At 37.2% G+C, this 26,155-nt stretch carries 16 protein-coding genes; 8 read left to right on the top strand and 8 right to left on the bottom strand.

Features of this window, described 5'->3' with window-relative positions:
* Positions 1-139 precede the first annotated feature (139 nt).
* From ABN256_RS10610 to ABN256_RS10585, 7 genes are all read right to left on the bottom strand, one after another.
* Positions 140-3,058, bottom strand: coding sequence for a cytotoxic necrotizing factor Rho-activating domain-containing protein (locus ABN256_RS10610; protein ID WP_349439463.1), 2,919 nt, complete (start codon positions 3,056-3,058; stop codon positions 140-142).
* Between the two features lie 14 nt (positions 3,059-3,072).
* The gene (lysC, locus tag ABN256_RS19225) at positions 3,073-3,330 is read right to left on the bottom strand and encodes an Rz1-like lysis system protein LysC (RefSeq protein WP_196554507.1); all 258 of its coding nucleotides are present in this window, start codon (positions 3,328-3,330) and stop codon (positions 3,073-3,075) included.
* Entirely contained in the window at positions 3,287-3,643 is a 357-nt protein-coding gene (locus ABN256_RS10605; protein WP_196554508.1) for a hypothetical protein, read from the bottom strand. Before ABN256_RS10605 ends, lysC begins: the two co-directional genes overlap by 44 nt.
* On the bottom strand, positions 3,640-4,029 hold the full coding sequence (locus tag ABN256_RS10600; protein ID WP_196554509.1) for a M15 family metallopeptidase: 390 nt from the start codon (positions 4,027-4,029) through the stop codon (positions 3,640-3,642). The genes ABN256_RS10605 and ABN256_RS10600 overlap by 4 nt, the downstream gene beginning before the upstream one ends.
* Positions 4,026-4,343, bottom strand: a complete 318-nt coding sequence (locus tag ABN256_RS10595) for a phage holin family protein (protein WP_196554510.1) — start codon at positions 4,341-4,343, stop codon at positions 4,026-4,028. Before ABN256_RS10595 ends, ABN256_RS10600 begins: the two co-directional genes overlap by 4 nt.
* 70 nt (positions 4,344-4,413) lie before the next feature.
* The gene (locus ABN256_RS10590) at positions 4,414-8,739 is read right to left on the bottom strand and encodes a SpvB/TcaC N-terminal domain-containing protein (protein ID WP_349439462.1); all 4,326 of its coding nucleotides are present in this window, start codon (positions 8,737-8,739) and stop codon (positions 4,414-4,416) included.
* Positions 8,740-8,790: 51 nt separating this feature from the next.
* On the bottom strand, positions 8,791-15,654 hold the full coding sequence (locus tag ABN256_RS10585; protein ID WP_349439461.1) for a Tc toxin subunit A-related protein: 6,864 nt from the start codon (positions 15,652-15,654) through the stop codon (positions 8,791-8,793).
* Between the two features lie 419 nt (positions 15,655-16,073).
* Between ABN256_RS10585 and ABN256_RS10580 the strand changes: the two genes are divergently transcribed.
* A complete protein-coding gene (locus ABN256_RS10580) occupies positions 16,074-16,946 on the top strand; it encodes a LysR family transcriptional regulator (protein WP_196554513.1) in 873 nt (290 codons plus the stop codon).
* Positions 16,947-16,950: 4 nt separating this feature from the next.
* Here ABN256_RS10580 and ABN256_RS10575 read toward each other — a convergent pair whose 3' ends face one another.
* Positions 16,951-17,406: a RecX family transcriptional regulator gene (locus tag ABN256_RS10575; protein ID WP_196554514.1), complete on the bottom strand. Its 456-nt coding sequence runs from the start codon at positions 17,404-17,406 to the stop codon at positions 16,951-16,953.
* Between the two features lie 357 nt (positions 17,407-17,763).
* Here ABN256_RS10575 and ABN256_RS10570 point away from each other — a divergent pair, with 357 nt between their 5' ends.
* The 7 genes from ABN256_RS10570 to ABN256_RS10540 all read left to right on the top strand — a co-directional run bounded on the left by ABN256_RS10570 (position 17,764) and on the right by ABN256_RS10540 (position 26,100).
* Entirely contained in the window at positions 17,764-18,756 is a 993-nt protein-coding gene (locus ABN256_RS10570; RefSeq protein ID WP_164526775.1) for a hypothetical protein, read from the top strand.
* A complete protein-coding gene (locus tag ABN256_RS10565; RefSeq protein WP_196554515.1) occupies positions 18,756-19,898 on the top strand; it encodes a BamA/TamA family outer membrane protein in 1,143 nt (380 codons plus the stop codon). Before ABN256_RS10570 ends, ABN256_RS10565 begins: the two co-directional genes overlap by 1 nt.
* Complete coding sequence (locus tag ABN256_RS10560) at positions 19,898-21,052, top strand: DUF4056 domain-containing protein (RefSeq protein ID WP_196554516.1); 1,155 nt, start codon at positions 19,898-19,900, stop codon at positions 21,050-21,052. Before ABN256_RS10565 ends, ABN256_RS10560 begins: the two co-directional genes overlap by 1 nt.
* Positions 21,053-21,327: 275 nt before the next feature.
* Positions 21,328-22,122 carry a protein bax gene (locus tag ABN256_RS10555; RefSeq protein WP_109408381.1) on the top strand — a complete coding sequence of 265 codons (795 nt, stop codon included), beginning with the start codon at positions 21,328-21,330 and terminating at the stop codon, positions 22,120-22,122.
* Positions 22,123-22,285: 163 nt separating this feature from the next.
* On the top strand, positions 22,286-23,704 hold the full coding sequence (locus ABN256_RS10550) for an MBOAT family O-acyltransferase (protein WP_196554517.1): 1,419 nt from the start codon (positions 22,286-22,288) through the stop codon (positions 23,702-23,704).
* Positions 23,691-24,893: an SGNH/GDSL hydrolase family protein gene (locus ABN256_RS10545; protein WP_196554518.1), complete on the top strand. Its 1,203-nt coding sequence runs from the start codon at positions 23,691-23,693 to the stop codon at positions 24,891-24,893. The genes ABN256_RS10550 and ABN256_RS10545 overlap by 14 nt, the downstream gene beginning before the upstream one ends.
* Positions 24,868-26,100 (top strand): SGNH/GDSL hydrolase family protein, encoded by a 1,233-nt coding sequence (locus ABN256_RS10540; protein WP_340893959.1) that lies wholly within the window; start codon positions 24,868-24,870, stop codon positions 26,098-26,100. The genes ABN256_RS10545 and ABN256_RS10540 overlap by 26 nt, the downstream gene beginning before the upstream one ends.
* Positions 26,101-26,155 lie beyond the last annotated feature (55 nt).

Genomic DNA, 26,155 nt, shown 5'->3' with positions numbered 1-26,155 from the left:
TATCAAGATAAGATAAAAACAACCCAAATGAGGCAAAAATACTACCTCACCGGATTGTATGTTTTAGATATATATTTTAACGAGATTACATTCTATCAATGTACAATCGTGAACGATGTTCTCTTGTAACAACGATGTGTTAGCGTAAACGAACTTTCATTGAGTCAAGAACAGTAATTTTGCTGGTATTCTTGTTGATAGTTACATCTTCCGATAATACTTTTACATTGACTTTTCCTGTATCCCGAGCCAATAAAGCGTAGCTATAGCCAGCTCTGGGTTCAAAACGAGATACTTTATGTTGATTGTTATAATCAAATACAGCGACATTTTCTTGAACTTGATCTATCCTCGTGCCTTGTTTCCCAAGATAAGTTATTACCGAACGTTCAAACTCACTTAATGTACCAATCAAGTCATTATTATGATTTCCTGATACCGATAAATTCTTACCCGACAGGGCTCTAAAGCTGTGTTGTGTTGTGCTCACTCCTTGAATACCCGTTTTCCAGCTATCGTCGCCGGGTTTTTGTCCGGTATGAACTGCATAAAATTTTTCTTTATCTACAGCGTATTGCATCGTACAGCCACTTAAAGCTCCTGACGTAATGACAATGGGTTTCTTCTCCTGAATATCATCCAACTGAATGCTTATGCCCACACTGCCTGATCTACCATTCGTAACATAAATAGCGGTTAGATCATCAAAAAGTGTTTTGCGCCCCCAATAAGTTCCTACTGTTCCAACACCAGGCTTTTGGGACGTAACCTGAGAACCTCGGAAGATATGAACTGATTGGTATAAATCACCGCCTCGTTTCAATAATTCCGGACTATACTCTCTTAACACAGGATTATGCTCAACTGAATCAAATCGACTGATAGCGAATGGCAATGTCGCCTCAGAACTTTCTTTATTACTCCCCACAAATAATCCACGATTTCGTAACGGAGTAATAGATCCCTTTTGTAGCTTCATATCATCTGATGCGAAAAGAAGAGAGAAACTGCTATTAGGCATTCGCCCATCAGGATCATGTAACGTCACGGGGTTATTACGCACCATACGATATAAATTTAGCCCATCAATCGTACCTGCGGGATCGGCACTTAACCAACGACCAATCCACGGCTGATAATAACGGTAACCGTAGTAATACATTCCTGTTGAATCTTTTTCTTTACCCGAATAACGAATAGTTTTGTAATCGGCTTCTACCGCATTTTCACTCGACCAAATCGCAGTCCCGCCATAAGGGTAATACTCTTCATAACTGACTAATTGTCCTTGGCCATCGGTTTCTAATCCGCTATTACCCATACCGTCATCATAGTTATAACGCAGTGAATTATTTTCAATCCCTTTAGGCGAACCTATTTCCCAACACAATGCTCTCACACCTGCTCTTGTGCCTGCGTTTACTTGCGCGACGATATATTTTTCCGTCACCGGATTTTCATTTACTTCCCATATTTCAATATTCGGTAAATAATGCGTCGTAACTTTTTCTAAATGGCCATAAGCTGCTTTACGCCCCCGTATTTTCGTAACACGTTGCCCTGTATTATTGTATTGGTAAGTTTCACCTTCATATAAAAAACCACTCTCTATTACCTGATTTGTGGCTTTCAGATGATTACGTTCATCCCAAATAATGGCATCACCATTGAGAAGCTTGATTAAATTACCACTCTCATCAAAATAGCTATCCACCATTTTAGGATCTTCACATTGTGATTTTAATAAGGCTCGATTGGTTTTATTTGAAACAACGATATCTTGAGTAAAACTTTGTTGTGCAATTGAAGAGTTATGTCGGATCTGCGTTAAATTACCACCGCGATCATAAGCGTATAACCGCGTATAATTGGTATAGCTTTGTGTATCTTTGACTAATGTGGTAATGGTCTGAGATTGCATCGCCGCGGGTGTTTGCTGATTTACTGATTCTCGTCCTGTCGCACTCACTAATTGATAGAGTGAGTCATATACATAACGATTTTCAGGCACCACTTTCTGATTACGCCAGTAGCGAGTCGCTTCAGCATCATTTTTCAAACAAATAATATTACCGACAGGATCGTATTCATAACGCAGATCTTGCATGATCTTCGCCCCTAATGCATGACCTTGAAGGCGTGCTGTTTTAATATGTAATAAACGCTGGGTTTCAGGCTCATATTCATAAGTCGTCACCAAACCATTACCCTGCTCTTCACGTAATTTTTGTCCTGCGGCTGAATAAGTTAATGAACGTAAAATAATTTGTTCTGATTGTCCTTTTAGCGTAAGCCAAGACTGCTTAACAAAACCCGCAATATCATAAATCATGCGGCGTTGATGCCCTTTACAATCCGTTTCAGTTAATATTGTTCCCGTGGCATCATAGGTATATTGTGTGGTGTATTTTTCTGAATTTTCTATTTTAGAAACGTCATTATTTGAACTCAAATCAATATATCTTCCAAAATATAATTGTTGCGTTTCAGATAACACACCACCTAATAATGAAAAACTATCGGCGGTTTTCTTTCCTGCGATATCAAAGTGTTCAATGCATTTTCCTACCTGATTTTTAGCAATAAATTCATCCCAAGCTTGAGCCCACTTAAATTTCTGTACCACTCTAGCGCTACTTTCGCCTAGCTTTCCTTCTTTAATGTTATCTAAATTTCGCTCAAAACGTGGATCGGTATATTCATAGGTTATGACGGTTCCTTTGGCATTAATCTGTTGCGAAATCGCACCCTCAATATCATTGAGATTAAAGCTATTCCCATTATCAACACCTTGTGAAAGTGATAACGCTCCCCCTAAACTAACTGTTTGCTGAATATTGGATTGAATAGTTGAGTCGGATTGCCGGGCTTCATACAATCTTGCATCAATACTGTGTTCTAAATAACCGCGAGCATGATAATGGTGACGAGTAATACGTTCATCGGTTTTATTTATTGTGTCAGGATGACGACAATAACTAATTTCACGAATGGTTGATCCGCGATTATCATGAACCACTACGGTTGGGGTTCTTGTGTTTAATTGTTGATTTTTCATATTTTTATGATCCCTTAATTGATTTTCTTTTTATGATCTAATTCATGGCTATTACGCTGATCCTTTAAGGCTAATATGTCAGCAACCGCTTTTTTATCGGTGTTGCATTTCTCCAATATCAACATTAAACGTGCCACATAATCAGGATAATCCCCCCACACTTGCACATTAAAAAATGGTGCAGAGCACGGTTGTAACAAATGCGCAGGAACAAATTTATCTGGCGCTTTAACGATGATTGGGGGAGTTTTGCTGCAACTGGATAACAGCATCAGGCACAGGCTCATTAGCGCAAGGCGTTTGAACCAAAATCTGCCGTAACTCTTGGCGTATAACATGATTTTCTTCCTCTAAAGCTTGTTGCTCCTTTTGTTGATGTATAAGTGTTTCAGAGACTTTTTCCGTTTGTTCGTGCCATTGCACTAATTGTGATTGCAATGTGCGTTGTTGATATTCAAGCTGACTATTTTGTTCAGAAAGTCGATTTATTTGGTTATATTGATAACGAATAACCAGTAATGTGATAATAATAATTATTGCCACACCACCTCTAACGCCCAAGCGTAAAAAAGTACTTATATTCATGGACTTGCCTCTCTACAAAGCTCGTAATGGGGACCATCACGAAATGAAACCCAATCTCCTCCCCAATTAATTCGAACATTCAATTGATAAGCAGCTTTTTTCATCGCTTTTGATACCGACTCGAATACTGACCAATCTTGCCAAGGGATCGCACCATTCACTAAGGGCACAATATCAACGGCATGCCCTGTTAAATGACGGCTATTAAGTGTTTTACTTTTACCTTCCTTCATTAGCTCTTTTTGTCGAGCTAATGAACGTACCCCTTCAATAACAACGAAATCATATTCACTAAATGTCAGTGCCAAATTAACCACTCGGACTAAATCCTGATCCACACCTTCTAGATTTTTCTGGCTACGTTGACTCAATGTATATATGCTCATTTAGGCTCCTTAAGGTTATTCACACCAAAAACACGGTTCCACAACCAAATTAAAGTTGTACTACCCATTGAGCCAAAAAGTCCTGCAATCATGTAAGACATATAACGACTTGCCCCACTTTCAAAACTTAATAACCCTCCTAATAATCCTGTAAAAACAGAGATCACGACTTGGCTGGTGATACCACACCAAGACCACTTAATTTTTTTCTGCCTAATTTCCATTAAATACCTCACGACACCTCCCCAGGCTGAAAATCCACCGATAATCATCCAAGCCAGCGCATCGCTTTCTGATGGGATCGCCACTAGCATAATAAAATTCCTAAATTAAGCGGATTAAACGACATCGCCAATTAACCCGCGTTGATAGGCAATAAATAACTTACATTAGAGTGTCATTTTCATCTTCCTGGACCACAAACCAAGGTGTTACTATCATATTACGCTGATAGTTTTTTGCCGTATTCACTCGATATAAGCGACTTAATGCATCGTAATAATGGGTATCTGCAAAACGATTCGGTTGTGCAGAACTATCGGTGATATAACGCCAATCATTGAGGAAATAAGGCTGATAAACACGCTTTACATTTCCTTGATTGTCATATTCTGTTTCACCTGAGATAGCCCAACGTGTTGTGGTACTTTTTTGCTGTACCTGTTGTGCACTATCAACTGCTAATATCCCTTTTTCATCGCGCAAGAAAGCGTCTCCAGCTTCAACTCTCACGGAAGTTTGCAATAAACGACCAAAACCATCGCTAAAAGCAATTTGTTGACGAATTTGCTGTTGTGGATCGCTGTCATAACGGTCGGTCATAATTTGCAGTGCATGAGGTGGTAATTTTGAAGATGTGGACATCCAACTGTCAGTGATATAAACAAAACCTGTTGCAATAGGCAGTGTTGATGTCAACGCTAACGCATCATTAATCGTTGTCGGCATCATAAATGGCTTATCGCTATAACCGCTTTGCTTGCCATTTTCGCTACCTGAAAAACGTGTTGTCGTTACTCGCCCAAAACCATCAAACATCACTTGATGAATATTTTCATTTGCATCCGTCATTGAATTAGGTGACAAAAAGCGCCAATCATAAGTAAGATGGAAATCTTGTATATTGAGTGGAGACTCTTTTCCCATTAACACACAAAATTGCTTATCCCATAATAAGTTATACTCACAAGATAAGTTAGATTGCTTATAAATAAGCGGCTTATAAAATTGCGCTAATGAGCCATATTGGGTAATGCCTAATAGTGGTTTCACCCACAACGTATTGCCTTTTTCTGTTTCATCCGCAAACAAATACGCTTTTTGCTGATAACCCGCATTTGTCATCACGTCATTCAGTGCTAAATCGGGATAAGGTTGTGAAATAACGTTGGCAGTTTCTTCATCTAATTCTGCACTTTCGCTATAGGCTAAACGAGCTGGAAAATCAGGCTCTAGCAATGTGCCACTTCCATTGACATCCATATAAGCAAGCTGTTGTTGCCCAACAAATACTGATTTTTGTGTCAGTAAATTATTGGTGGCTAATAGTGCTTCGACACTTAGCCCCTCTTTAGGCTGCTTTTCTGCCCCATATGTCCAAATATCTTGGCGACTTGTTGCTATAACACTTAGCTGATAAACCTGTCTTTCAGGGTGATTAATATGATGACAAGTTTGACGCAATAAACCTAAACGCAGTGTATTTTGTTGCTCATCATAACTGGATGCCCATAACGTCTCTGGCAAGCTTTCATAATGCTGATAAGGATTTTCCGTGCCTTTAACTCGTCTTGGATAATCAATAGAAACAGTTTTAGAGGCAAAACCATAACTATCTTGTTCTAAAGCGATTTGTTGATGACAAACTGGATCAGTCGCAATACGCTCATAGTGATATTCACGACTTTCTACTACAGAAGGCATCACTACAGGTGAGCGCCCTTGCATTTCAATTAGACGTACTTGAGGTCGCTGTTCTGTGACAGCATAAGGCACACTGGAAACAACAGAATTATCTAGTCCATAGACCTCTTTTCGAAGCAATTGACCTTGCAATCCACGCTCAAGCCAATAGCCTTGTTCTTGACGCACTGTGTTATCACAGATCTTTTCAGCGCTTCCTTCACCTTGTGTAAAACGTGGTGAGAAATGGGGAAATGCACCATTATCGCCTTGCCAAAACTCGTTATAAAGCTGAGCATCAACAATAGATTTACCCGTTAAGAACCATTGACGGGTTAACACACTTGGTGTTTTATCCGTCGTATTTTCTTCACTTTTAAATGATTCAGCGTTCGTAGCTTCAACACAACCAAAACCACGAAACTCTTTTTCTTTACCGTCCCAGACACCATAACGATAATTAAAAGTTTGTGTTAACTGGCTTTGTGTAATTTCATCAACCGTGTCAATTTTCCAAAGCGTATGCAAAGGGAATGGTAAATGACTTACTACATTATCTTTATTTTGTTGTTGCCGAGTTAATTTTTCGTCCAAACCATATTGGGCAGAACTACGGTAGTGTAATTTTTGGAGTAGCCCCATATTGTTATTAATAGAGGTTAATAACCACGGTTTGTTATTTTGCAAAGAAAGAACCCAATGTTGCGGTGTTGGATAAGATTTTGTTAGTAAAATACTGGCAATACCTAAACCTTGAACGTCCGCTACTTGCAATTGGCATTGATTATCAAAACGCACACCTTTAGGTAATGGGATATCATCACCACGTACAAATTGGTTACCACTTTGGTTAAAATAAACTTCTAAATGAGTAGATTGGGCATAAATGATATCAGTTGTACCACTACCATCTAAATCGGCTAAATAGAGCTGGTTAGGATTAAATTTAAGGCGATCTGCCGAAAATCCCGAAATAGTGATTGGTTTGCTAAATTTACCCTCACCGAGATGAATCCAACAAGTTACTCCTTGATAATCCACTTTAATTAGGTGTTGTTGTCCAGAGCCCAAAACATCACTAAAGGCGACTAAAGCACGACGATTAATATTCTTAATCGGCAAGATCACCCCTTCAGCCTGCATTATCTCTTTACTTTCTTTCCAACCTTGCGCTGAGCCAGCATAAAGACGAATACTGCGAGGACCAATCAAGGCGAGATCAGCAAAACCACTGCCTGTTAATGAGGTAATTTCAGCTCTAGGATGAAAATATTCCACAGGTATGGCACCAAGTGGCACAAAATTAAGCCAATTCTCTGCTTTAGTGTCATCCTGAATGTAATAACCGTTTACATTACCTTGTGTGACTAACCATTCTAATTTGCCGTCACCCGTAATATCAGTCAGCGTTGCTGAGCCACGTAACGATGGAATAACAGGGAGTTTTTTAGGGTTATCCCATGTTATGGCATTAGGATTTTGCTTATCTTCTTTTCTCATTGGTGCGCGATACCACCAAGCACCACTGTCTTGATACAACACACCCGCAAGCCCTTCCCCTAATAAATCAACATATTGATAAGGCTGTTGTGGTGTAAAAGATCTGAGTTCATCCAGTGATTGCCATAATGCTTGTTTCGTTGTACCGACTTTTTGCCAATCAAATTTTACAGGGGGCAATGTTATTAACGACTGTGTATCTTTATTATCGTTAAAAGCCGATTGTTGTGCTGAAACTAACACCGTACCCGATGCTGACTCATCATAAGTAAGCGTTAATCGAGCGACTAATTCCGGTGTTTCCGCCAATGCTGTTTGTTTTTCTAAACTTTCAATACGGTGATACATCAGCACTTGACGACATAAACGACGAGTACGGACTTCAAAACCGTAATGGAAAAGCGAAAAACAGTCTTTACGCAGTGTCCAGTCTGAATTGCTCTGCCATTGCGGATAAGAGGCTAATGCACTGTTACGCTCACCGTAATCAAACACTAAAGTAAATAAAGCATTTTTCGGTAATGTATTATCGCTTTTAGTACAGGAGAAAGCGCGTTCACCCACAGGATTACCGTAATACACTTTCTCTAAATAACGTTGTGTATTGGCATTGCTATGTGATTGAATTTCTTGTTTATCACAACCTTTTTCATCTTCAGCACAATAGTGATATTCAATTTGTTCACCCATTGCTGAAACCGAAGCATTGAGGTTCCATTGCGCAATATGCTCGCTGTTTTGGCTATCCACGATCTGTGCTGTGGTTTCATAACCAAATAAGTGAACCTCACCATTTGCACTCAACATCACCCAAAATTGTTTTGGTGTATTAGCAGAAGTATTAGCCTCATTTAATGACCAACATTCAAAACGACTAAAGCTTTTTTCAATACGAGAACGATAGGTTGTGACTTGGTATTGATGTGCAAGTTTTACGCCTAATAATGTATTACGTTGAGTATTTTCAATGTCGCCTTTTTTATTCAAAACAGGCACAATCACTTCACCTTCTGGCCCAATAAACTCATCTTGTGAAGAATAAGATGGCACGCCTTTTGAAGTACGACGACGAATAGACATCACGCCCACAGACCAACCGAAACCAAATACCCCATTGCCTGCTTGATTTTGATACGTCAAACCTAAAGAAGGAGCATAACCACGACCTTGGCTAATGGGTAATGGTAAGCTAAAAGTCGCCGCACCATCAGGACCTACGGCACCCATATTGCCGGTTAATCCTGTAACTGCACCACCACCTTTTGGTAAATTCGGCGCATCAAAGGTTAAATTCTCTGAATTTTGCATGTAGAACTCCTTACAGGCTCAGTTAAGAGCCTGTAATTAATATTTAGATAATTAACGAATGGTGTAATTAATATGGAGAATGATGTCGTTTAATGTCAGTAACATCTCTTTTTGCTTACTTGTTGCATCAGGGAAGCTTAAAGTCAGTGTACTGTTATCATTCACGGGTAAACCTTCAAAAGGCAGATAACGATCATCATTGAAGTTCAGTTGGAATTGACCACTGTCATTCATGCCATGAGAAATCGCAATTGCATTACAACCTCTTGGTTTCACCGCACTACCGCCATAATTCAGCACTGCTCTTATATTCTGATAAGTGCCTGTTAATGCTGGTAATGTCACACTAATTTGTTTAACTCGACGTAACTTACCTAAATCAGCAGGATAATCTTTGTCGATAGCTAAATCAGAGAGCTTAATTGAAGCTTGTAATTGACCATTTTTCAGCGTGATACCATTTTCTGTGGTACCCAGTATTGTCGCTTTCCCGTTGATAACATCAGACACTTTATCAAAGCCAAATTGATTGCTACTTAAGCCTTGATATACATCGTCCAGCGAAACAATTTTGGTAATTTCTAATGTGCGCTTATCTTTTTCAAGGTAGCTGTTTTCCATCTGAGTCAGGTTATGCATTAAGCTTTCACCCGCCATCAAACCAGAATAGTTACCTTGCCATGCACCAGGGCGAATAAAGGTTTGAGTTTCACCTAAGTCGTACTGATAAGCTAATTCCGCCATACGACAACGAGATACGGTTAAGTCGTAGAAAGGCTTATAAATCGCCATTAATTTACCGCGTAACCAGTTATACAGGGCTGTATTGGTAAATTTATTTTGTAAGAAAGTTAAGTGCTCTTGCGTTTGTTGCTGTTGTAACTTCATACTCTCCAACTGCAAATTCGCGGCTTCTTTACGTACTTTCAGGGCTTCAAGTTGTGCATCAATTTGTTCCAACTCCGATTTTGCATTATCACGAGCCAGTTCCCATTCTTCACGACGACGGCGATAAGCCTCAGACTGGCTTAATCTATCTGCTGCAATACGGGTAGCAGAGCCTGATAATTGCAATCCAATTGAAGTGGCATTAAAAATAGCCCCAAAACGAGAGCCACCCACAGCCATACCGTAAATATTGGGTACTAAATCAGCAGCAGCTCCTGCAATATTCAACCCTTGGCTTGCCGTATTTAATACAGAAGATGCTAAATAGAGATCCATTGCTTGTTGTTCTGATGTACTAATATTTTCATCATACAACTTGCTATAGTGATCACAGCGATTTTGAGCCCCCGTACGCACGGCTTTTAGTGCTTTTTCACTATGCGTAAATTCTTCAATGATTTTCGCTTGATACTTTATATTTTGCAGAATAATCTCGCTACCCTGCGTAGAGAGTAATTCTGATAATGCTTGTGCATCTTGACGCTCTGTAATGCTAGCAAGCGAGCTACCAAACTGCATTAACTGACTAACCACAGATTTTGCACTATTTAAAATCACAGGAAAGCGCTGTACTGGCATCATTGCATTTGGCAATGTACTGCCACCTTGAGACTGATTGACTGCTGCATTTTGTAATGCTTTAGGATCAGCCGGAGTTGCATAAATCGCTAACGACAAAGGTTGCCCATCAATTGATAAATTGTGACGTAAATTAAACAAGCGTATTTTTAGCGTATCGCGATATTGCGCTAATTTTTCATTAATTTGCGGTAAAAAGAGTGACGTTAATGAGTTAGCCGTACGCGGTGATACAGTTTCTTCACTTTCTTCAGTCATCGTACGAGTTGGTTGTTTGGTTTTTGATGCTGCCTCTGTTAATTTAGGAGAAGACCATACGTTATCACCTAATAATTCGGTTTCATCACCTAGCAATTTCAGCACTTGCATATACCACATTTTGGCTTCATTTAATGCGTCGCGCTCTAATACACGGTAAGCACTGTCACCACGATCCATGAGAATATCGAGGCACTTCATAAAAGTCGCTAACTTGTAATGCATAGGGTCAGTTTGCGCCACGGCATCAGGGTCGGTTGAATCAAGTTGATCTTTATCCCAAGCGGTATCAGTCAAAAGCGGTTGTGAATTCCAAGCCCGATCAACATGAATACCATTCTCAATATACCCATTCGGGCTAAAGACATAACGTAACCAGCGACCAGCTTCATCATAGTTATGTCCTTCAAGCATCACACTGGCGACCATCATTGGGGTGTAATAGAATAACTCCCAAAAATAGAGCGCATTGGCACCATTGAAGTCCATCGTTTCATCCGTATTACCCTCTAATGCAGGTTCAGGTAAACGTTGAGTATCTAGGGTTAAAATGCTATCAATTCCTTTATTGGCACGTTTAACTAATTGGCGGGCAAATAAGGTATTTAAACGAATAAATGTAGGTTTATCTTTCAAAGTCATAGAAAGATATTGAGCACCTTTAGCATTTGTCTTTATAAAAATGACATCGTCATGCTTCCCTATTAATATTTTTTTAATATCAAAACTAAATTCTTTTTCAACCAAAATTCCAGTCGTCTTACCTGTTACGATAATTTTAACATCTAAAACAGAAGAGTTATCTGCTAAAAACTCACTGGTTGGAATGTTTAAATTAAGAATATTATCTTTACTATTATAAGTATTTTCACCGACATTAATTGAAGATGAACCAGAAGACCAAGTCGATAATGAAAATTCTTTTTTAACACTATCCGTTTTAGAGCTTAGATTAATTGAAATATCATTAATATTTTCTATATAGCTAGTACCAAGTACCTCTAAATCCACATATATAAATTCAGCTTGGCGTCTATCTCTCAAGCCCAGATCGAGTGGTAAATAAATATTACCATTTCTACCAAGGGTAAAACCGACTTTTAATTTTCCAGCATTTTTATTAAAAGTCCCATTATATTTATTTGGTATTAATTTATCCGCTAATGAAAGAGAAAATTGTTGACCTGCGGCAGAGTACGATATACCGTCCTGCATAAGGAAGATCCCTAATTTATCATAATTATCTAGATATTTTATATATACATCATCTAACTCATCTTTTTCAGTATTGTAAATAAACATATATAAATCGTTATTTTTACTATTAATAACACAAATTAAAATTAAATTTCTAGGCTCTAAGGTAAACGTTTTATCACGCTCAGACAGACCACCTAAAGGCGTCGTAAAATAATAAAGATCTGAAGGATTTATAGAACTGGATTTGAATAGCTTTCTTATTATTTCATTATTATAAACTGGGGCATTAACATGACAATTAACAAACGCTGATACCTCACAGTTGATATTATCATTATTAAAATCAATAATACGTGCTTTGTTAACTTGACTACCATCAAGAGAAATAAAATCACTTGTCGTGATATTACTACCATTTGTTGTTGAAGGATCACTATTTATTAAATATGATGATTGAGTTTTAGCAATAAATTGATTGTTAATACGCTTGGTTAAACCTTGATTTCCAGAATAAGAATCGAAATAATACTTAACATTAGCATAAATTATACCAGCAGTATCTTCCGGAATTGAAATTTCATTCATTTCCTCTTTGATTTTAAATATAAAACATTTATTTTTATCAAGTTTATCTGGATAGTCATTATCTATTTTATAAAAAGATAATATTAACTCCTCATTTTCCACATTACTAGATAAGTAAAAATTAATATTTTTATCCTCAAAAACACTATTATTTAATTCAAAATTAACAGGCGTACTCCAAGAACCATCATAACGAATATGAGAAAGTTTTAAGTTATATTTAATTTCCTTTTCGACTGTATTTGAATTATTATTTTTTGCTATTTCATTTTTTTCAATCCAAGCAATATATAAACGGCTATTAAAAATGACTGGGCGAATTAAACCATTATACGGATTTAAGCCATTTTCAATTTTAGTCCATTCTGTCCACGCATTAGCCGCCATTTTACCATCTTTAATTTTGCTATGGTCAGCACTGCGCCAATAATAGCTCATTTGATCTGCAGGATTTCGACCAATAAAATAGGTCAATCCATCATCTAATGTCACACTATCATGATAACCACTTAATATTTCTAAATTCGCAATTTGTTCAAATGAGGTTAAATAGGTTTTAAAGGCATCTTCTACCGTATCGCGATTAACACTATTTTGGCTAATAGACTGTAATAGGGTATCCATCATTTTGGTTTGCCCAATACGTATAGTCGGGTCAACATAGTTTTCAGGATAATAGACTAATTTCGAAACACCAGCCCATGTGCTATAACGTTTATTAAACTCATTCCATTGCGCAAAGAAAGTCCGCCCCTTCACATTCTTATCAACATCCTTTTCATCACCAGATAAACAGTTATTGATATAAAATTGAATATTAGCAATCGCTTGTGCAATCGCAGTTGTCATAATTTCAGCAGAAACTTGGTTATCAATTAATAAATGGTGATAAACATCGTCTCGACTGATTAATGATGGATTACTGCTTTGATTGGCATAATATTGGGTTAATACTGTCGCTTTTTTCTCATCCATTAATTGAACAAGTTGTGCTGTTTTTTCACTGCTTAAACCTGACTGCATAACTTGGCTAAGTTTATTCCAATTATCATAAGTACCTTCTACATCATTGTTTTCCGTGTATTTTAAATCAACTAATAATTTGAAGTCATTTGGGGAAATACCGAGTGTTTTAGATAATTCAATATATTGAATAAGAACAGTAATATTTTGAAAATCTTTTAATGCTTTGGTTGGTGTTAATTCTAAGGCTTGAGTAATAGTTTCTTCATCAATATTTAAAATTGATGCCATTGTTTCAGTTGTTAATGATTGATTTTTAAGTTCAATTAAAAATTCATTCGCTCTATCGCCACATTGCGAAATAAAATGATGGAATTGAGTGATATTTTTTATTTTATCAATTGTTAACACATGAGGTTCTTTAGGATAAAAAGCACTAGGTTTGACACTGATAATTTCTAATGCATACTTATTTAACCCGATTTTATTTGAAACCAAGGTGGTTTTTTTTAGTCGATTAAAGAATAGTGCAATATTTTCTTTATCTTGTTGAGTTAAATTATCTTTAATAATTATTGGTAATATATCTTTTAGATATTTATTACCCGGTTCTAGATCAACCCAATGTAATATCCAGCTCGCTTTTTCAATAGAGTCAATACCCATTTCAGCGGCAATGAATGATACAACAACTGAGAATTGTTCGTCATAATCTGTTGGTGTGTTTTTTAATATTGTTTTTAAATTATCAATTAAAATTCCAAGTTCAGAACTAAATTCAGAGTCATATTTTGATGAGCAAATTAAAAACAATTCACTTATCGTCCATTTTTCTTTTTTAGCGAATTGTATATATTCATTAATTGTATGAATTAAATTACCTAGTTCATCTGAAGTAGAATAGTCTTTTATTGCGCCATTAAATGGTGCAGGTAAAATATCTATAAGTAATACTAATTCATTAACAGATAAACCGTGAATTTTTGCTATTAATTGGAGACGATAAAGTAAAGAAAGATCTTGTAAATTACAATTAAACATACTCATAGTTTTATATGTTAAGTGCCATAACATCTTCAATTCAATATAATTCACATTAAAAGCACGTTTTAAAATATTTACACGAATTGATTGCTCTGGAGTTAACGGGTGATAAAAACTGATCTCTTTATTATCGTCAATCAAAAGCGTATCATCAAGTGGTGGATTATTAAATAATTGATCAAATTGAGATGGTGTATTATCAAAAGATATTTTTGAAATTAACCCACCATTAAGCACAATCGCCTGTTCCACGGTAATATGATAATTATTCATCATCATCTTTATATGAAAAATAGAACTTAATATTTCCTTATCAATATTAAATTCACTATTTTTTGATTTAATTGCCGTGATCACAGATAAGACAGGCATTCCTATCGCTTTATACAGCCTAATAATTTTATTTATATTTAATAGTTCTTTATTTGTTAACGCTTCTTTTTTATTAAATGCTTTTAAAATAAATCTGATATCTTTAACATCAACATCATAATATTCAGCGAGAAAACGAGAACTTTTTAATATTTCTTTATTAAGATTACCGAAATTTTTCTTGAATAAAGTATCAGTATCTTTATCAACATTCTCTGTTAAAATATTATAAAGTTCAGGAGAGATATCCGCTTGAATAGACGCTAACAGTGCTGAATCTAAAGTTTTAGTCACATCAGGGGATGACATTAAACCTTCAAGATTTCTATCTTGAAGCATAATAGCTTGGCGGATAGTTTCATAAGGTTGATGATAAGGAGTGCCACCAGTTAAACGGTTAGTCGCTAATTCACGAAATAAATCTTTACCACTACCTAATTTATTTTGTAGTGCAGTGGTTAGGATTTGATTAGATAAAGAAAGTGTAGAAACTTCTTTATCCATATTTTCTTGAGAAAGCACTAATTGCGCTAAATCAGGGCGACGTTTATCAAGATGATAAACAGAGCTTTCAGTATGTAAGGCTTTTGCTTCACGATAAAGCTCAGTTAAATAACCTGCTGGTGAAAACATAGAAGCCACAGATTTGCCATCGACAAAAGTATCCCCTCTTTCTGGGATCCAATCACTTAATGCACGGCTTTGTGCTGATTGTGATTGAATACCTAACGTGACCGCATTTTGTACTTGAGGATTATTACGCGCTAAATAATGAGATTCATTCAATTTATTACGTTTTGCAGCTTCTTTTGCCTCTGTATATAATGTTTTTGCTTCATCCCAAGTTAATTTTTCATCACTTAATGCCCGTATTTCATGCAATGATAATGGTGCTAATTCTTTTAATGTAATAGTTTCTGAGGTAGAAGATTTCATTTTCGTTAAAAGTGTATTAATGTTTTTCATTAAATATTTCCCAATATAAGTTAATTAAAAATAGAGATAATTAAATTGCCGTTTCATCTCGAAAATTAAAATATCAAAAAAAACAAAAATGAAAGTTGAATTTTTTATAATTTGATATTGAGTTTTTTTATGCTTTATAGGTTGATGGCGATTTTCAATAAAAAATAACATTAAAAAAATAGACATAAGTAATAAATAAAATATAGTAATAACAAAAAATCAATCATTTGATTTTGTTATTTATAAAAAATACTATTATTTATTATCAAATTTAGTCGCCAATGTTATTTTTTTAATTTATCTTCGATAATTTTTCACTTTTAGTCGCTAGAAAAATATTATTGACAAATATCAATGTAAAAATCTCATTCAAGCAGATTATTAATTTCAATTAATATGTCTCTGTGGAGAACACCTGCATGTTTTTCTCAAGAAAAATAAATCAGTTCTTTGCTGTCGCGACTTATCAAAGTCTAGTAAAAGCAGCCGAAAAAATTAATGTCACCCCATCTGCGTTACGTCATGGTATTAATGAACTTGAAACCAAAATCGGTAAGTCATTGATTAAGCGCTCAAAAAATGGAATGACACTTACTCCGGCAGGAAAAACACTGTATGAGAGTCTATATCCTTATTATAAAAAAATTAGAAAAATCGAAAATCAGATCCTTGATTTAAATGAAGATAAGACATTGCTTTCAATTAAGTTAGATGGGCTTTACTATCCAGATTTGAAAACAAAATTATTGGAAATAAGACAAAAAAACAATCAATATAAACTGTCTTTAGAAGATGGCTATATTGACGATATTAATGAGGAACTCTTTGATAAAGAATTTGATCTTGTGATCTCCTCTCTTGAATTTGACTATTCACATGAAAATATTAATACAATTAATTTATGCACTCAAAAAGTCGGCTTATTGGTTAATAAAAAACTCTTTGAAAAATATTCAGATACCAAAACATTCTTTGCTAAAGAAACGTTAATACAAAGGAACAGTTCTTTGCATAATCCGATATTTTCAACAATTTTAGATAGATTAAAAAAACAGGGTTACCAATATCATACTTTAGGTTTAACAGAGATGGCTGATGTATTGCATTGCATTGATGAAGGAGCAGGTTATTGCTTTATGCCTGAAAATATTCATTATATTTCAACGATCACAAATGATGAGGTGCAATTTATTCGCTCACCATTTCCTTTTGATATTTTTTTACATCAAAAGGTCTATTTTAAAAAAAATAATGATAAAAAATTAGCTGATATTGCAATGGCACTACGTTAATCAATTAAAACAATGCATTGATATAATCAGAGGTAAACCCACGATATTGTAAATAGCGGATTTGTTTCGCTTTCTCTTTATAGTCTTTGGGCTTGCCTGTGCCAAATTTTTTCTCTTTGACCTCTAGGCAAAGTGCGTACCAATCGGTGTCTGTTTCTTCTAATACACGTTCAATAATTTCGCTGGGAAATCCTTTTAGGCGTAATTCTTGGCGAATACGTAACGGCCCATAAGATTTATTTAAATAGCTACGAAAAAAACTATATATGGTTCGATTGTCATCAAGGTATTGGCTTTCAAGTAAGCGTTCAATTACTTGAGGCAAACATTCAGGAGCGGTAGGTGAATCTTTCTCCGTTTCGCGAATTCGGCGTTCGATTCGACGTTGTAGTTCTTTTGTACTGTAATCACGGCGAGACAACATAAAAATAGCGTACTGATAAAGCTCTTGATAGGTCATAGCGTTCCTTTATTAAAAGAGTCCATGTGAAGTTGACTAATATCATAACGGTTTATCACTAAAATAACTTATTTCGACGTTAATTTAATCAGTATTATAGAAAGCAATAAAAGAACGATAATTAAAAGAATAATTATTATTCTCTTTTATAATTTTAATTGACTACTTTTCTTAAGATTAGCTTAGAAAAAATAAGGTTTTTTACTTAATAAACCCTTAATAATCCTATAATAACGCGAAATATAAGCATCTCTTACTGTATATCGCACTTATAGCTGGTGACCATCAATTAGAAAAAGATTAAAATTTACGGCTACTCTTTTACTACTTACTTTTTTAATTTTCTGTGGGTTATGTATGAACTTTTCCAATTTAAATAAGGTGGTATTGACCGCCTCCCTCCTTGCCACGAGTTTTTCTTATGCGGACAGCGATCGTCCTCTGCTCTCTTTAAGTGTGAGCCAATCTGGTGGCACTGCATTAAATAATGAAGGTTCGCTAGATACACGTACCCCAGCAAGCCAATCTCGTGTTTTACCAATTTGGGGTGATGAAGCCCGTGCTCGTGGTTATGATATTCCTGAGCCATTTGGTGCAAGCTATAGTTATATGAATCTACGTCAAGATATTATCGTGGATAAAATTGGCTTTTCGACACCTGCATGGCCTGAAATCAGCGATGTTGTCAAAATTGATGTGGGACACACTCGTGAAAAAAGTGAAACCCATATGCTTAAATTAGACAGTTGGGTGTTTCCTTTTTTCAATGTTTATGGCTTATACGGTAAAACTAAAGGTACTTCTCGTTCTGTTCTAAACGATGTTCGCGCTGACTTTGGTGGCGGTTTCGTTATCCCTGTTGCTCAAAACGAAATATTTAATTTAGATTTTGAAGGCAAAACTTATGGTGGAGGTTTTACTTTAGCAGGGGGCTATAACCAGTTCTTTGGTACTTTTGACTTAAACTACACCAAAACTAACCTTGATATTTTAGACGGTGATATTAAAGCGTTAGTGATTTCACCTCGAGTAGGTTATGAGTTTATCTTTGAACCGTTAATTTCTGGTCAAGGCAATACCAAACTGCAAGTGTGGACAGGTGCAATGTACCAAGATATTACTCAACGTTTTAGAGGTGATGTTAGCAAGTTAAATTTACCACCCAACTTTGAACAAATGGTCGGAATATTTGGTGGGGATATTAAATTCGATGTTGAACAGCATCTTGCTCATAAATGGAACCAAACAGTAGGTGCACGTTTAGAAGTCACACGTAACTTTAATGTCATTACAGAACTCGGTTTTAATAACCGTAATAGCTTTTTTGTCTCTGGTGAGTTCCGTTTTTAATGGTTAAATACCCTTTTATTTTTGGGCTGGCATTTGCCAGCCTCTTTACTTCACACACAGCACAAGCACAACTCTTTCCTGATAGACAACAAATAGACCAATGGTTAGTAGGATTAGGCGGAGAAAATAGCTTCGATCGCAGTAAAACTATCGACTGGGGTATTTTACCCGGGCCTTTCTATACGCCTGAATTAGAATTAGGTGTCGGTATCGCCCTTGTGGGGCTTTATCAAGCAGACAGCCGCCCTGATAGCAAAATATCGTCACTCTCATTAAGTGGCTTTGGCTCCTCGACAGGGGCTTTTGGTATGACCTTTAGTAACTACACTTATTTGGCTAATGATACATGGCGCTTTTATCTCACTGGAACATTAAATAATGTACCAACTAATTATTGGGGTGAAGGTTATCACGAAGGGCGTGTAAAAGATCATTTCGGCGAATTTCGCTCTCAAGAATTGCGTCTAACGCCCACGTTACTGCGTCAAATCACTAAAAACACCTATATTGGTTTAGGCTGGGATTATTCAAATCTACAAGCCGCCGCGCCCGATAATCCGTTTAAAACGTATATGAATCAACGCGATTTACCTTTGCGCTCAACCAGCTCTGGATTAAGTGTCCGTTTTACTTATGATAGTCGTGATTTTTTGCCTAATGCGAGCCAAGGTCAGGCATTTGATATCAGCTATACCCATTATTCACCGGATACTGGCAGTAATAACCGCTTTAATGCGACACAGATACAATATAATTACTATTATCCTTTGAGTGATACCGCAGTATTGGCATTTGATAACTATGCACGTTTTACATCAGGTGATGTGCCTTGGAGCCAATTATCTAAACTGAGTAATGGGCACCAAATGCGAGGCTATTATGAGGGGCGATATCAAGATAATCATGTTTTTTCAACCCAAGTTGAGTACCGTAAAAAACTCGATTGGCGACATGGCATTGCACTTTGGGTTGGCGGTGGTACGTTAAGTGATCAAGCGCGTGACTTAGGTCAAGGCCATTGGTTACCGAGTGTTGGCATCGGTTATCGATTTGAGTTCAAACCTCGCATGAATGTACGCCTTGATTTTGGTATCGGTAAAGAAAGCACAGGATTCTATTTTCAAGTAGGTGAAGCATTTTGATGTTTAAGCGGTTTCTTTTTATCAACACCATTGTCTTCTTCTTATTTATTGCAGGTTGTACTCAAGTCACACCTGTTAAATCTCTGCATGCCAATCTTGATAGTGTTACCAATGAAAAGGCAATACAGATTTGGCAAATACCCGCACCACTAACAGCACCTAATGGCTTGAGACCTTGTTGTGCTTTTGGTTATAACTTAAAAGTCAAAGCGTTTGAAATACCCGTGCCTTTTTATCGTATTGATAATGTAGTTGAAGCTTCGACATTAGGTAATCATCGTTATAACGATAGCTTTTGGCTTGGTACAGCAGCCGTATTAGGTTTTGGGAGTGAGAAATCAGGTTTAATTTACTCTCATAAAGGGGGATTCCTCGATATCGCCCATATTCGTGATACGGCAGATTATACTTACTACCTCTTTAGCCATATCTATCCAAAGTTAGGCCAAGAGTGGACGCTAACACTAAGCAATGAACTAGCACAACGTAAAATACACTTTAATGCTTTTACCCCACCTAAAGATGAAACAGAACGCTATACCTTAAGTGCTTATCTTGCCGCGCGATTAGGTTATCGTCTTGCGGTATGGCATGAAATTGCACAATGGTATGGTTTTCGTTCTGTGCCAGGATTCTCCGAGGGTATCTCTGCATTTTCACCTGAAGATCTCTACTCAAACTTAATTGGTGCACGACTTTCACTCACTTTGATCCTTAATGGTCACGCCACCAGCCTTGAGCACTATAATCAATCAATGCAGGGCATCATTCCTTCCGCGCTCTATCAATTAGAAGCTCAACCTCGTCAATTAACACAACAATGGTTTGATGTGATTGATGGACAATGGTGGGATAGTCAACAACGTGTTCCTGACAAATTTTTAGTTTTAATGCGTGATTATCATATCTCAGATATGCGGTATCCGGTGTTACCTTTTGAGGAAACCGCATCTCCACACTACCTCACATTACCTAGTACTTATTCTGGTTATGTTTTAGAACAATTAGCAGAATTTCAGCTTTGGCCAACAACGCAAATGGCAAATTTACCATATCCAAAAACCTATTGGCATGAGGCGGATTTTACTGATTTAGCAGAAAAAGCGCGTGAAATTGATAATAAAACTAGACCAAAAACAACAAAAATTGACTAAATAACAAACAAAACTGACACATTAAAAACCCTTATTTTTACTAAATTTGGGTTAAGTCACCGCTTTTTACATAAGACAAATTTAAGTTTTTATCAAAAAAGCATTTTTTGTTAAAGGAAAAAAGCGATTATAAAACGTGGCCTTCCAGTAAACCTTATACATTTATTTAACAAATCACTCGTAGTTATCCTAATGTGAGGTGATATTTTGTAGCTATAAAAAAAGTAATTTGCTAGTATTCGTTCGATTTTTATCCAGTTAAACGAGGAGAAGCAATGCCCTCTCAATTGATGAGGACAAGTGCCGTCTTCGCTTTCTTGATTTCACTACTATTTACTGGTGTAAGTTTTGCTTCAACCAGTACCAGCAGTTCCCAGATACTGCAGGCGTATTCTTTCAAAAGCACGTCAACACCGTTGCCAGATTTGAAAAGATACCCTTCGGGAACACAGCGTAAGAAAGCGTTTTTAAATGTCATAGTTCCTATTATTGACAATGTTAATAATAAGATAATGAGAGATCGTGAGTGGTTAACTGCTCAACGTAAAGCCCAGCACTGGGGCAGCGCAGATTTAAAAAAACTGCGTGAAATCTGTCAATACTATGGCGTCACATGTACCAGCCCTAAAAAAGTAAATTGGGATTCGTTACTGACTCGCGTTGATATTATTCCGACACACTTTGTCGCAACGCAAGCCGCTACAGAATCTGGCTGGGGAACATCAAAGTTGGCACAACAAAATAACAATCTGTTCGGTATGCGATGTGGGAGTCAGTCTTGCAATAACGTTCCAGGGAAAACCAAAGGCTATGCAGCCTACCCTGATATTGAAGGCTCAGTGATTGCTTATATGCGTAATCTCAATACGCACCGCGCCTATAATTCATTGCGCTCCTCAAGAGCACAGCAAAGAATGACGCAGCAACAACTCGACTCTCGCCAGTTAATCACTGACTTGAAAGGTTACTCAGAATTGGGTTCAAGTTATAACGATTATCTGACCGAAATGTTCGACTCAAATAAAAAACTGATCACTCAAGTTCAGTTGCAGTCGAAACAAGATAGTTAAGCCTTAACAGGCTTTCATCTGGCAAAAAGCCACTTTTCTTTCTAGAGAAAAGTGGCTTTTATTTATCACAAGATAATCTTTTGATTGAAAGCCAGCTTAGAATTCATAATATATGGGGTAATACATTTGGTATGACTTTTAAATCACACCCTTAGAGCCATTTATGAATTTTTTTTCATTCGAGTTTCTCGGAGCCTTTGTTAGCTTTTTTATTCTATATTGGCTCTTCCAAAAGCACGTTAAGATCCAAAATATCCTACTGATTACAGTCAGTTATGCTTTTCTTTTTTATGCGGATTATCGTCCTGCGATAATCTTATTAAGCTATACACTGTTTATTTATTTACTGGCGAATATATTAACTAAGTACACATCTTCTAAAGTCATTTATTGGCTATTAGGGTTATTGGTGGGTGTCTACTTTACAGCCTTTAAATACTACTCCTTCTTCCAAGAAACACTCACCCAAGCATTCCAGCAATGGGGACTCAGCATTGAGTTACCGCTGATTGAGTTACTTGCGCCATTAGGGCTTTCATTCTATATATTCCATTCGGTCAGTTATGTGGTTTCCGTTTGTCGAAAAGAGATCCCCAAAGCCCCGTTTTTGGATGTTGTGCTTTATCTGTGCTTTTTCCCAAGCATCGTAGCTGGCCCGATTAATCGTGCTAAAGAATTTCTTCCGCAAATTCAGGCGCCAACCCGTAAAATCATTGATTACAAAGGAGCAATAATGCTGATTGTTTTAGCAATCGCAAAACTCTTTTGGTTAAGTGGTTGGTTTTCAACAAACTATGTTGATCCGGTATTTAATGCGCCTGATTTAGCGCAAAGCGGACAAGTGCTGACGGCAGTTTATGCCTACGCATGGCATATCTATTTTAATTTCTCGGGTTACACCAATCTTGTCACTGGTATCGCGTTATTACTAGGCTTTGTCGTGCCTCGTAACTTTAATGCCCCTTATTTAGCGATAAACTTAGCCGATTTCTGGCGTCGCTGGCACATCAGTTTATCTACCTTTATTCGTGATTACGTCTATATTCCTTTAGGGGGTAATCGTAAAGGCGTGATTAGACAAAACTTTAATGCCTTTGCCGCTATGGTGATTTCTGGATTATGGCACGGCGCTGCCATGACCTTTATTATTTGGGGTGCTATTCATGGGATTGGTGTGGTGCTATTAAATATTAAACACCGTCTCTTTCCTTTGAAGAAAAATGCCCCACCGAGTGCGTTATCGTCATTAAATATGTTGTTGTCATGGATAATCACTTTCCACTTTGTTTGCTTTGCGTGGATATTTTTCCGCAGTCAAACTGTAGGTGATGCGTTTGTCTTAATACGGCAACTCTTTAGTACGGGCGCTTGGGCATCATTACAAGCTGAGGGTTTAACGCTCTTTATGTTCTGGGGACTGTTCTTGCTTTATCCTTGCTTTGTGACCTTAAAGGAGATAGTGGCTCGTCTTGAGAAAAAAGTGCCGTGGTATGTTTACCCTCTACCACTTGCGTTGATCCTCACTATTATTTTTATGTTGTCTCCAGATGGGGTGCCAGGATTTATTTATGCCAGCTTTTGATTTCTGCTCAAACCTAAAAAAGACAGCAAAAGTTGCCTTAATGGTGCTGTTGAGTACCCTTTTACTGATTTGGCTAAACCAAACATCACTAGAGCGCTTTTGGCAACAACAATATCATCGCCCTGCTCCTTGGTCGGGGCTTTCTCATTATTATACTTGGAAAGTGGGGGGACAACTGCGTGATGGCGTATTTGTTGCAATAGAAAGCTACGGCGATTATCTACAGGTTCACCATCCTGATAATCAAGCAAAACCTATTGTACAAACCTCCACACCAGAACAACTTCCTGAAGGTTTTGCTGTGGGCTTGCACTTCTTTAATGGGTATACGCGACCTGCATCTCAACTAACGCAACGCTTTCCGCAATTATTGGAGCGTAAGCAAATAATGGGAGGATTACCTTACCATTCTGTTACTGACGTCTCTGATGCGGCATTAGAAGCCTTAAAACCTATCGTTCAAAAAACAGAAATTATCTTATCACCAAAAGATAAAGTCCTATTTGCGGGTGACTCAATGATGCAAGGCGTCGCGCCACTACTTAAACGCCAACTGCAAACGGATTACAACATCAGCAGTATTGATTTAAGTAAACAAAGTACAGGACTTGCTTATCCGCGCTTTTTTAATTGGCCACAAACTATTGCAACACGTTTAGCCAGTGACGATACCATTAAATTACTGGTGGTCTTTTTAGGCCCTAACGATCCTTGGGATATGCCACCTGATGGTGGTGGGCGTTATTTAAAATTTGCTAGTGAAGCATGGGAATCAACTTATCGAGCACGCATTGCAGGCATTATAGAAAATGCCAGACAGAATAATGTTACGGTTATTTGGGTTGGGCCACCCAATATGCGTAAACAAAAGTTATCTGAAGGCATGGCATATCTTGATAAACTTTACCGTGAAGAAGCTGAGAAAATGGGTGAAATTTACCTTTCCGTCAATGATATGTTTAAATATGAGAAAGATATTTATTCTGATTATATGGGTGATGGTAGTAGCCGTGTTAAGTTAAGAGCCGGTGATGGTATTCATTTTAGCTTAAAAGGTCAGCAAATTATTGCTCAACAGGTATTCTCACGTATTCATCTTCAAGAAGAAACAAAAGAAGATAATGCAGTCGATGATGTAAAAGATAAAAACACGGTTATTGTAAATGAAACAATTAACGCACATCCTTGAGTGTAAGACTTTAGTCAGTAGCTCAATCATACTGGCTTTAGTTTCTCTCTTAGTTGCTTGTAATCAAGACACTGAAAAAACAGTGAAGTTACCCACCCCCACAGTATTACCTGCTGATGGTTCAAGACAACTCTACAACTATCACGACCCTCACTTTTCAAGCTTTGTTAAAAGGTTACAACAAGGCCATCAAACAGTGCACATTGTTCAGTTAGGGGATTCTCATACTGCGGCTGATTTTTTCAGTGGTAAGTTGCGTGAACGTTTTCAAGCCGATTACGGTAATGGTGGTATTGGTTTTATTCCTCCGACTAATATCGCAGGACAACGTATTGCAAACGTACAATACCAAAGCGATAAAAAAGCATGGACACTGCTTTCAAGCAGAAAAGATAGCGATCCTGATTTCCCATTGGGCGGGTTTATTAGTGAACCACAAGCTAAATGGGCTAAATTACAGTTATCTGAAAACCCAATAACTCAGCAACGTTATCAATTACAAGCGCTCTATAAAACGCCAACTACAGCACAAGTAAATGTACAGTCATCGACAAGCAAAGTCCTTTCATTATCGCAAACGCAAGGTAAATGGCAGTTTTCAAATCCAATTACTATGACTTTTCCAGTCAGTATTACAGTTAGCAAAAGCCAGCCAGTTAAATTAGGGGGTTGGTTGATCACCAATCAACAACCTGGCGTCATGCTCTCCTCGTTAGGCATTAATGGTGCCACAATCAATATGATGGATAGATGGGGCGCACAATGGACAGAAACATTAGGCCAGCTAAATCCTGATATGGTAATTTTAGCTTATGGTACCAATGAAGCCTTTAATGATACTTTTGATTTAAATGCCTATCGCCAACAACTGACGGATAAAATTCGTCAAATTCGCCAACAAGCGCCTAATAGCGCTATCTTATTAATTGGACCGTCTGATTCAGTTAAAAATAAAGAAGCACCAGATTGTCGTTCACAACAACCTCAATGGCTAAGTGATATCGTCAGAACTCAAAAAGAAGTGGCTCAGCAAGAGAAGACGCTCTTTTGGGATTGGCGTGATTATATGGGTGGCGAATGTTCGATAAAAGCATGGGCGCTGTACGATTTAGCCAGACCTGACGGTGTTCATCTTTCTCGGGAAGGCTATGAAAGCAGTGCCAATACACTTTATAGCCAATTAAATACCTTAATAAACAAGAGCTAATTCACGCAGTTCAACACACAAAAAGGAGCTTATCGCTCCTTTTTGTTTTTCTTGT

Source organism: Proteus sp. fly-1008, from assembly GCF_040140305.1.
Classification (GTDB): Bacteria; Pseudomonadota; Gammaproteobacteria; order Enterobacterales; family Enterobacteriaceae; genus Proteus; species Proteus vulgaris_B.
Note: the sequence above shows the minus strand (reverse complement) of the source record. Positions and strands in the feature narration are given on the sequence as shown.

What these genes read in the sequence shown, in the direction of transcription:
- ABN256_RS10550 (WP_196554517.1), top strand. Translation starts at nt 22,286, where the DNA reads ATGAATTTTTTTTCATTCGAGTTTCTCGGAGCCTTTGTTAGCTTTTTT.
- ABN256_RS10600 (WP_196554509.1), bottom strand. Translation starts at nt 4,029, where the DNA reads ATGAGCATATATACATTGAGTCAACGTAGCCAGAAAAATCTAGAAGGT.
- ABN256_RS10575 (WP_196554514.1), bottom strand. Translation starts at nt 17,406, where the DNA reads ATGACCTATCAAGAGCTTTATCAGTACGCTATTTTTATGTTGTCTCGC.
- ABN256_RS10605 (WP_196554508.1), bottom strand. Translation starts at nt 3,643, where the DNA reads ATGAATATAAGTACTTTTTTACGCTTGGGCGTTAGAGGTGGTGTGGCA.
- ABN256_RS10595 (WP_196554510.1), bottom strand. Translation starts at nt 4,343, where the DNA reads ATGCTAGTGGCGATCCCATCAGAAAGCGATGCGCTGGCTTGGATGATT.
- ABN256_RS10540 (WP_340893959.1), top strand. Translation starts at nt 24,868, where the DNA reads ATGAAACAATTAACGCACATCCTTGAGTGTAAGACTTTAGTCAGTAGC.
- ABN256_RS10590 (WP_349439462.1), bottom strand. Translation starts at nt 8,739, where the DNA reads ATGCAAAATTCAGAGAATTTAACCTTTGATGCGCCGAATTTACCAAAA.
- ABN256_RS10585 (WP_349439461.1), bottom strand. Translation starts at nt 15,654, where the DNA reads ATGAAAAACATTAATACACTTTTAACGAAAATGAAATCTTCTACCTCA.
- lysC (WP_196554507.1), bottom strand. Translation starts at nt 3,330, where the DNA reads ATGCTGTTATCCAGTTGCAGCAAAACTCCCCCAATCATCGTTAAAGCG.
- ABN256_RS10570 (WP_164526775.1), top strand. Translation starts at nt 17,764, where the DNA reads ATGAACTTTTCCAATTTAAATAAGGTGGTATTGACCGCCTCCCTCCTT.
- ABN256_RS10560 (WP_196554516.1), top strand. Translation starts at nt 19,898, where the DNA reads ATGTTTAAGCGGTTTCTTTTTATCAACACCATTGTCTTCTTCTTATTT.
- ABN256_RS10565 (WP_196554515.1), top strand. Translation starts at nt 18,756, where the DNA reads ATGGTTAAATACCCTTTTATTTTTGGGCTGGCATTTGCCAGCCTCTTT.
- ABN256_RS10580 (WP_196554513.1), top strand. Translation starts at nt 16,074, where the DNA reads ATGTTTTTCTCAAGAAAAATAAATCAGTTCTTTGCTGTCGCGACTTAT.
- ABN256_RS10555 (WP_109408381.1), top strand. Translation starts at nt 21,328, where the DNA reads ATGCCCTCTCAATTGATGAGGACAAGTGCCGTCTTCGCTTTCTTGATT.
- ABN256_RS10545 (WP_196554518.1), top strand. Translation starts at nt 23,691, where the DNA reads ATGCCAGCTTTTGATTTCTGCTCAAACCTAAAAAAGACAGCAAAAGTT.
- ABN256_RS10610 (WP_349439463.1), bottom strand. Translation starts at nt 3,058, where the DNA reads ATGAAAAATCAACAATTAAACACAAGAACCCCAACCGTAGTGGTTCAT.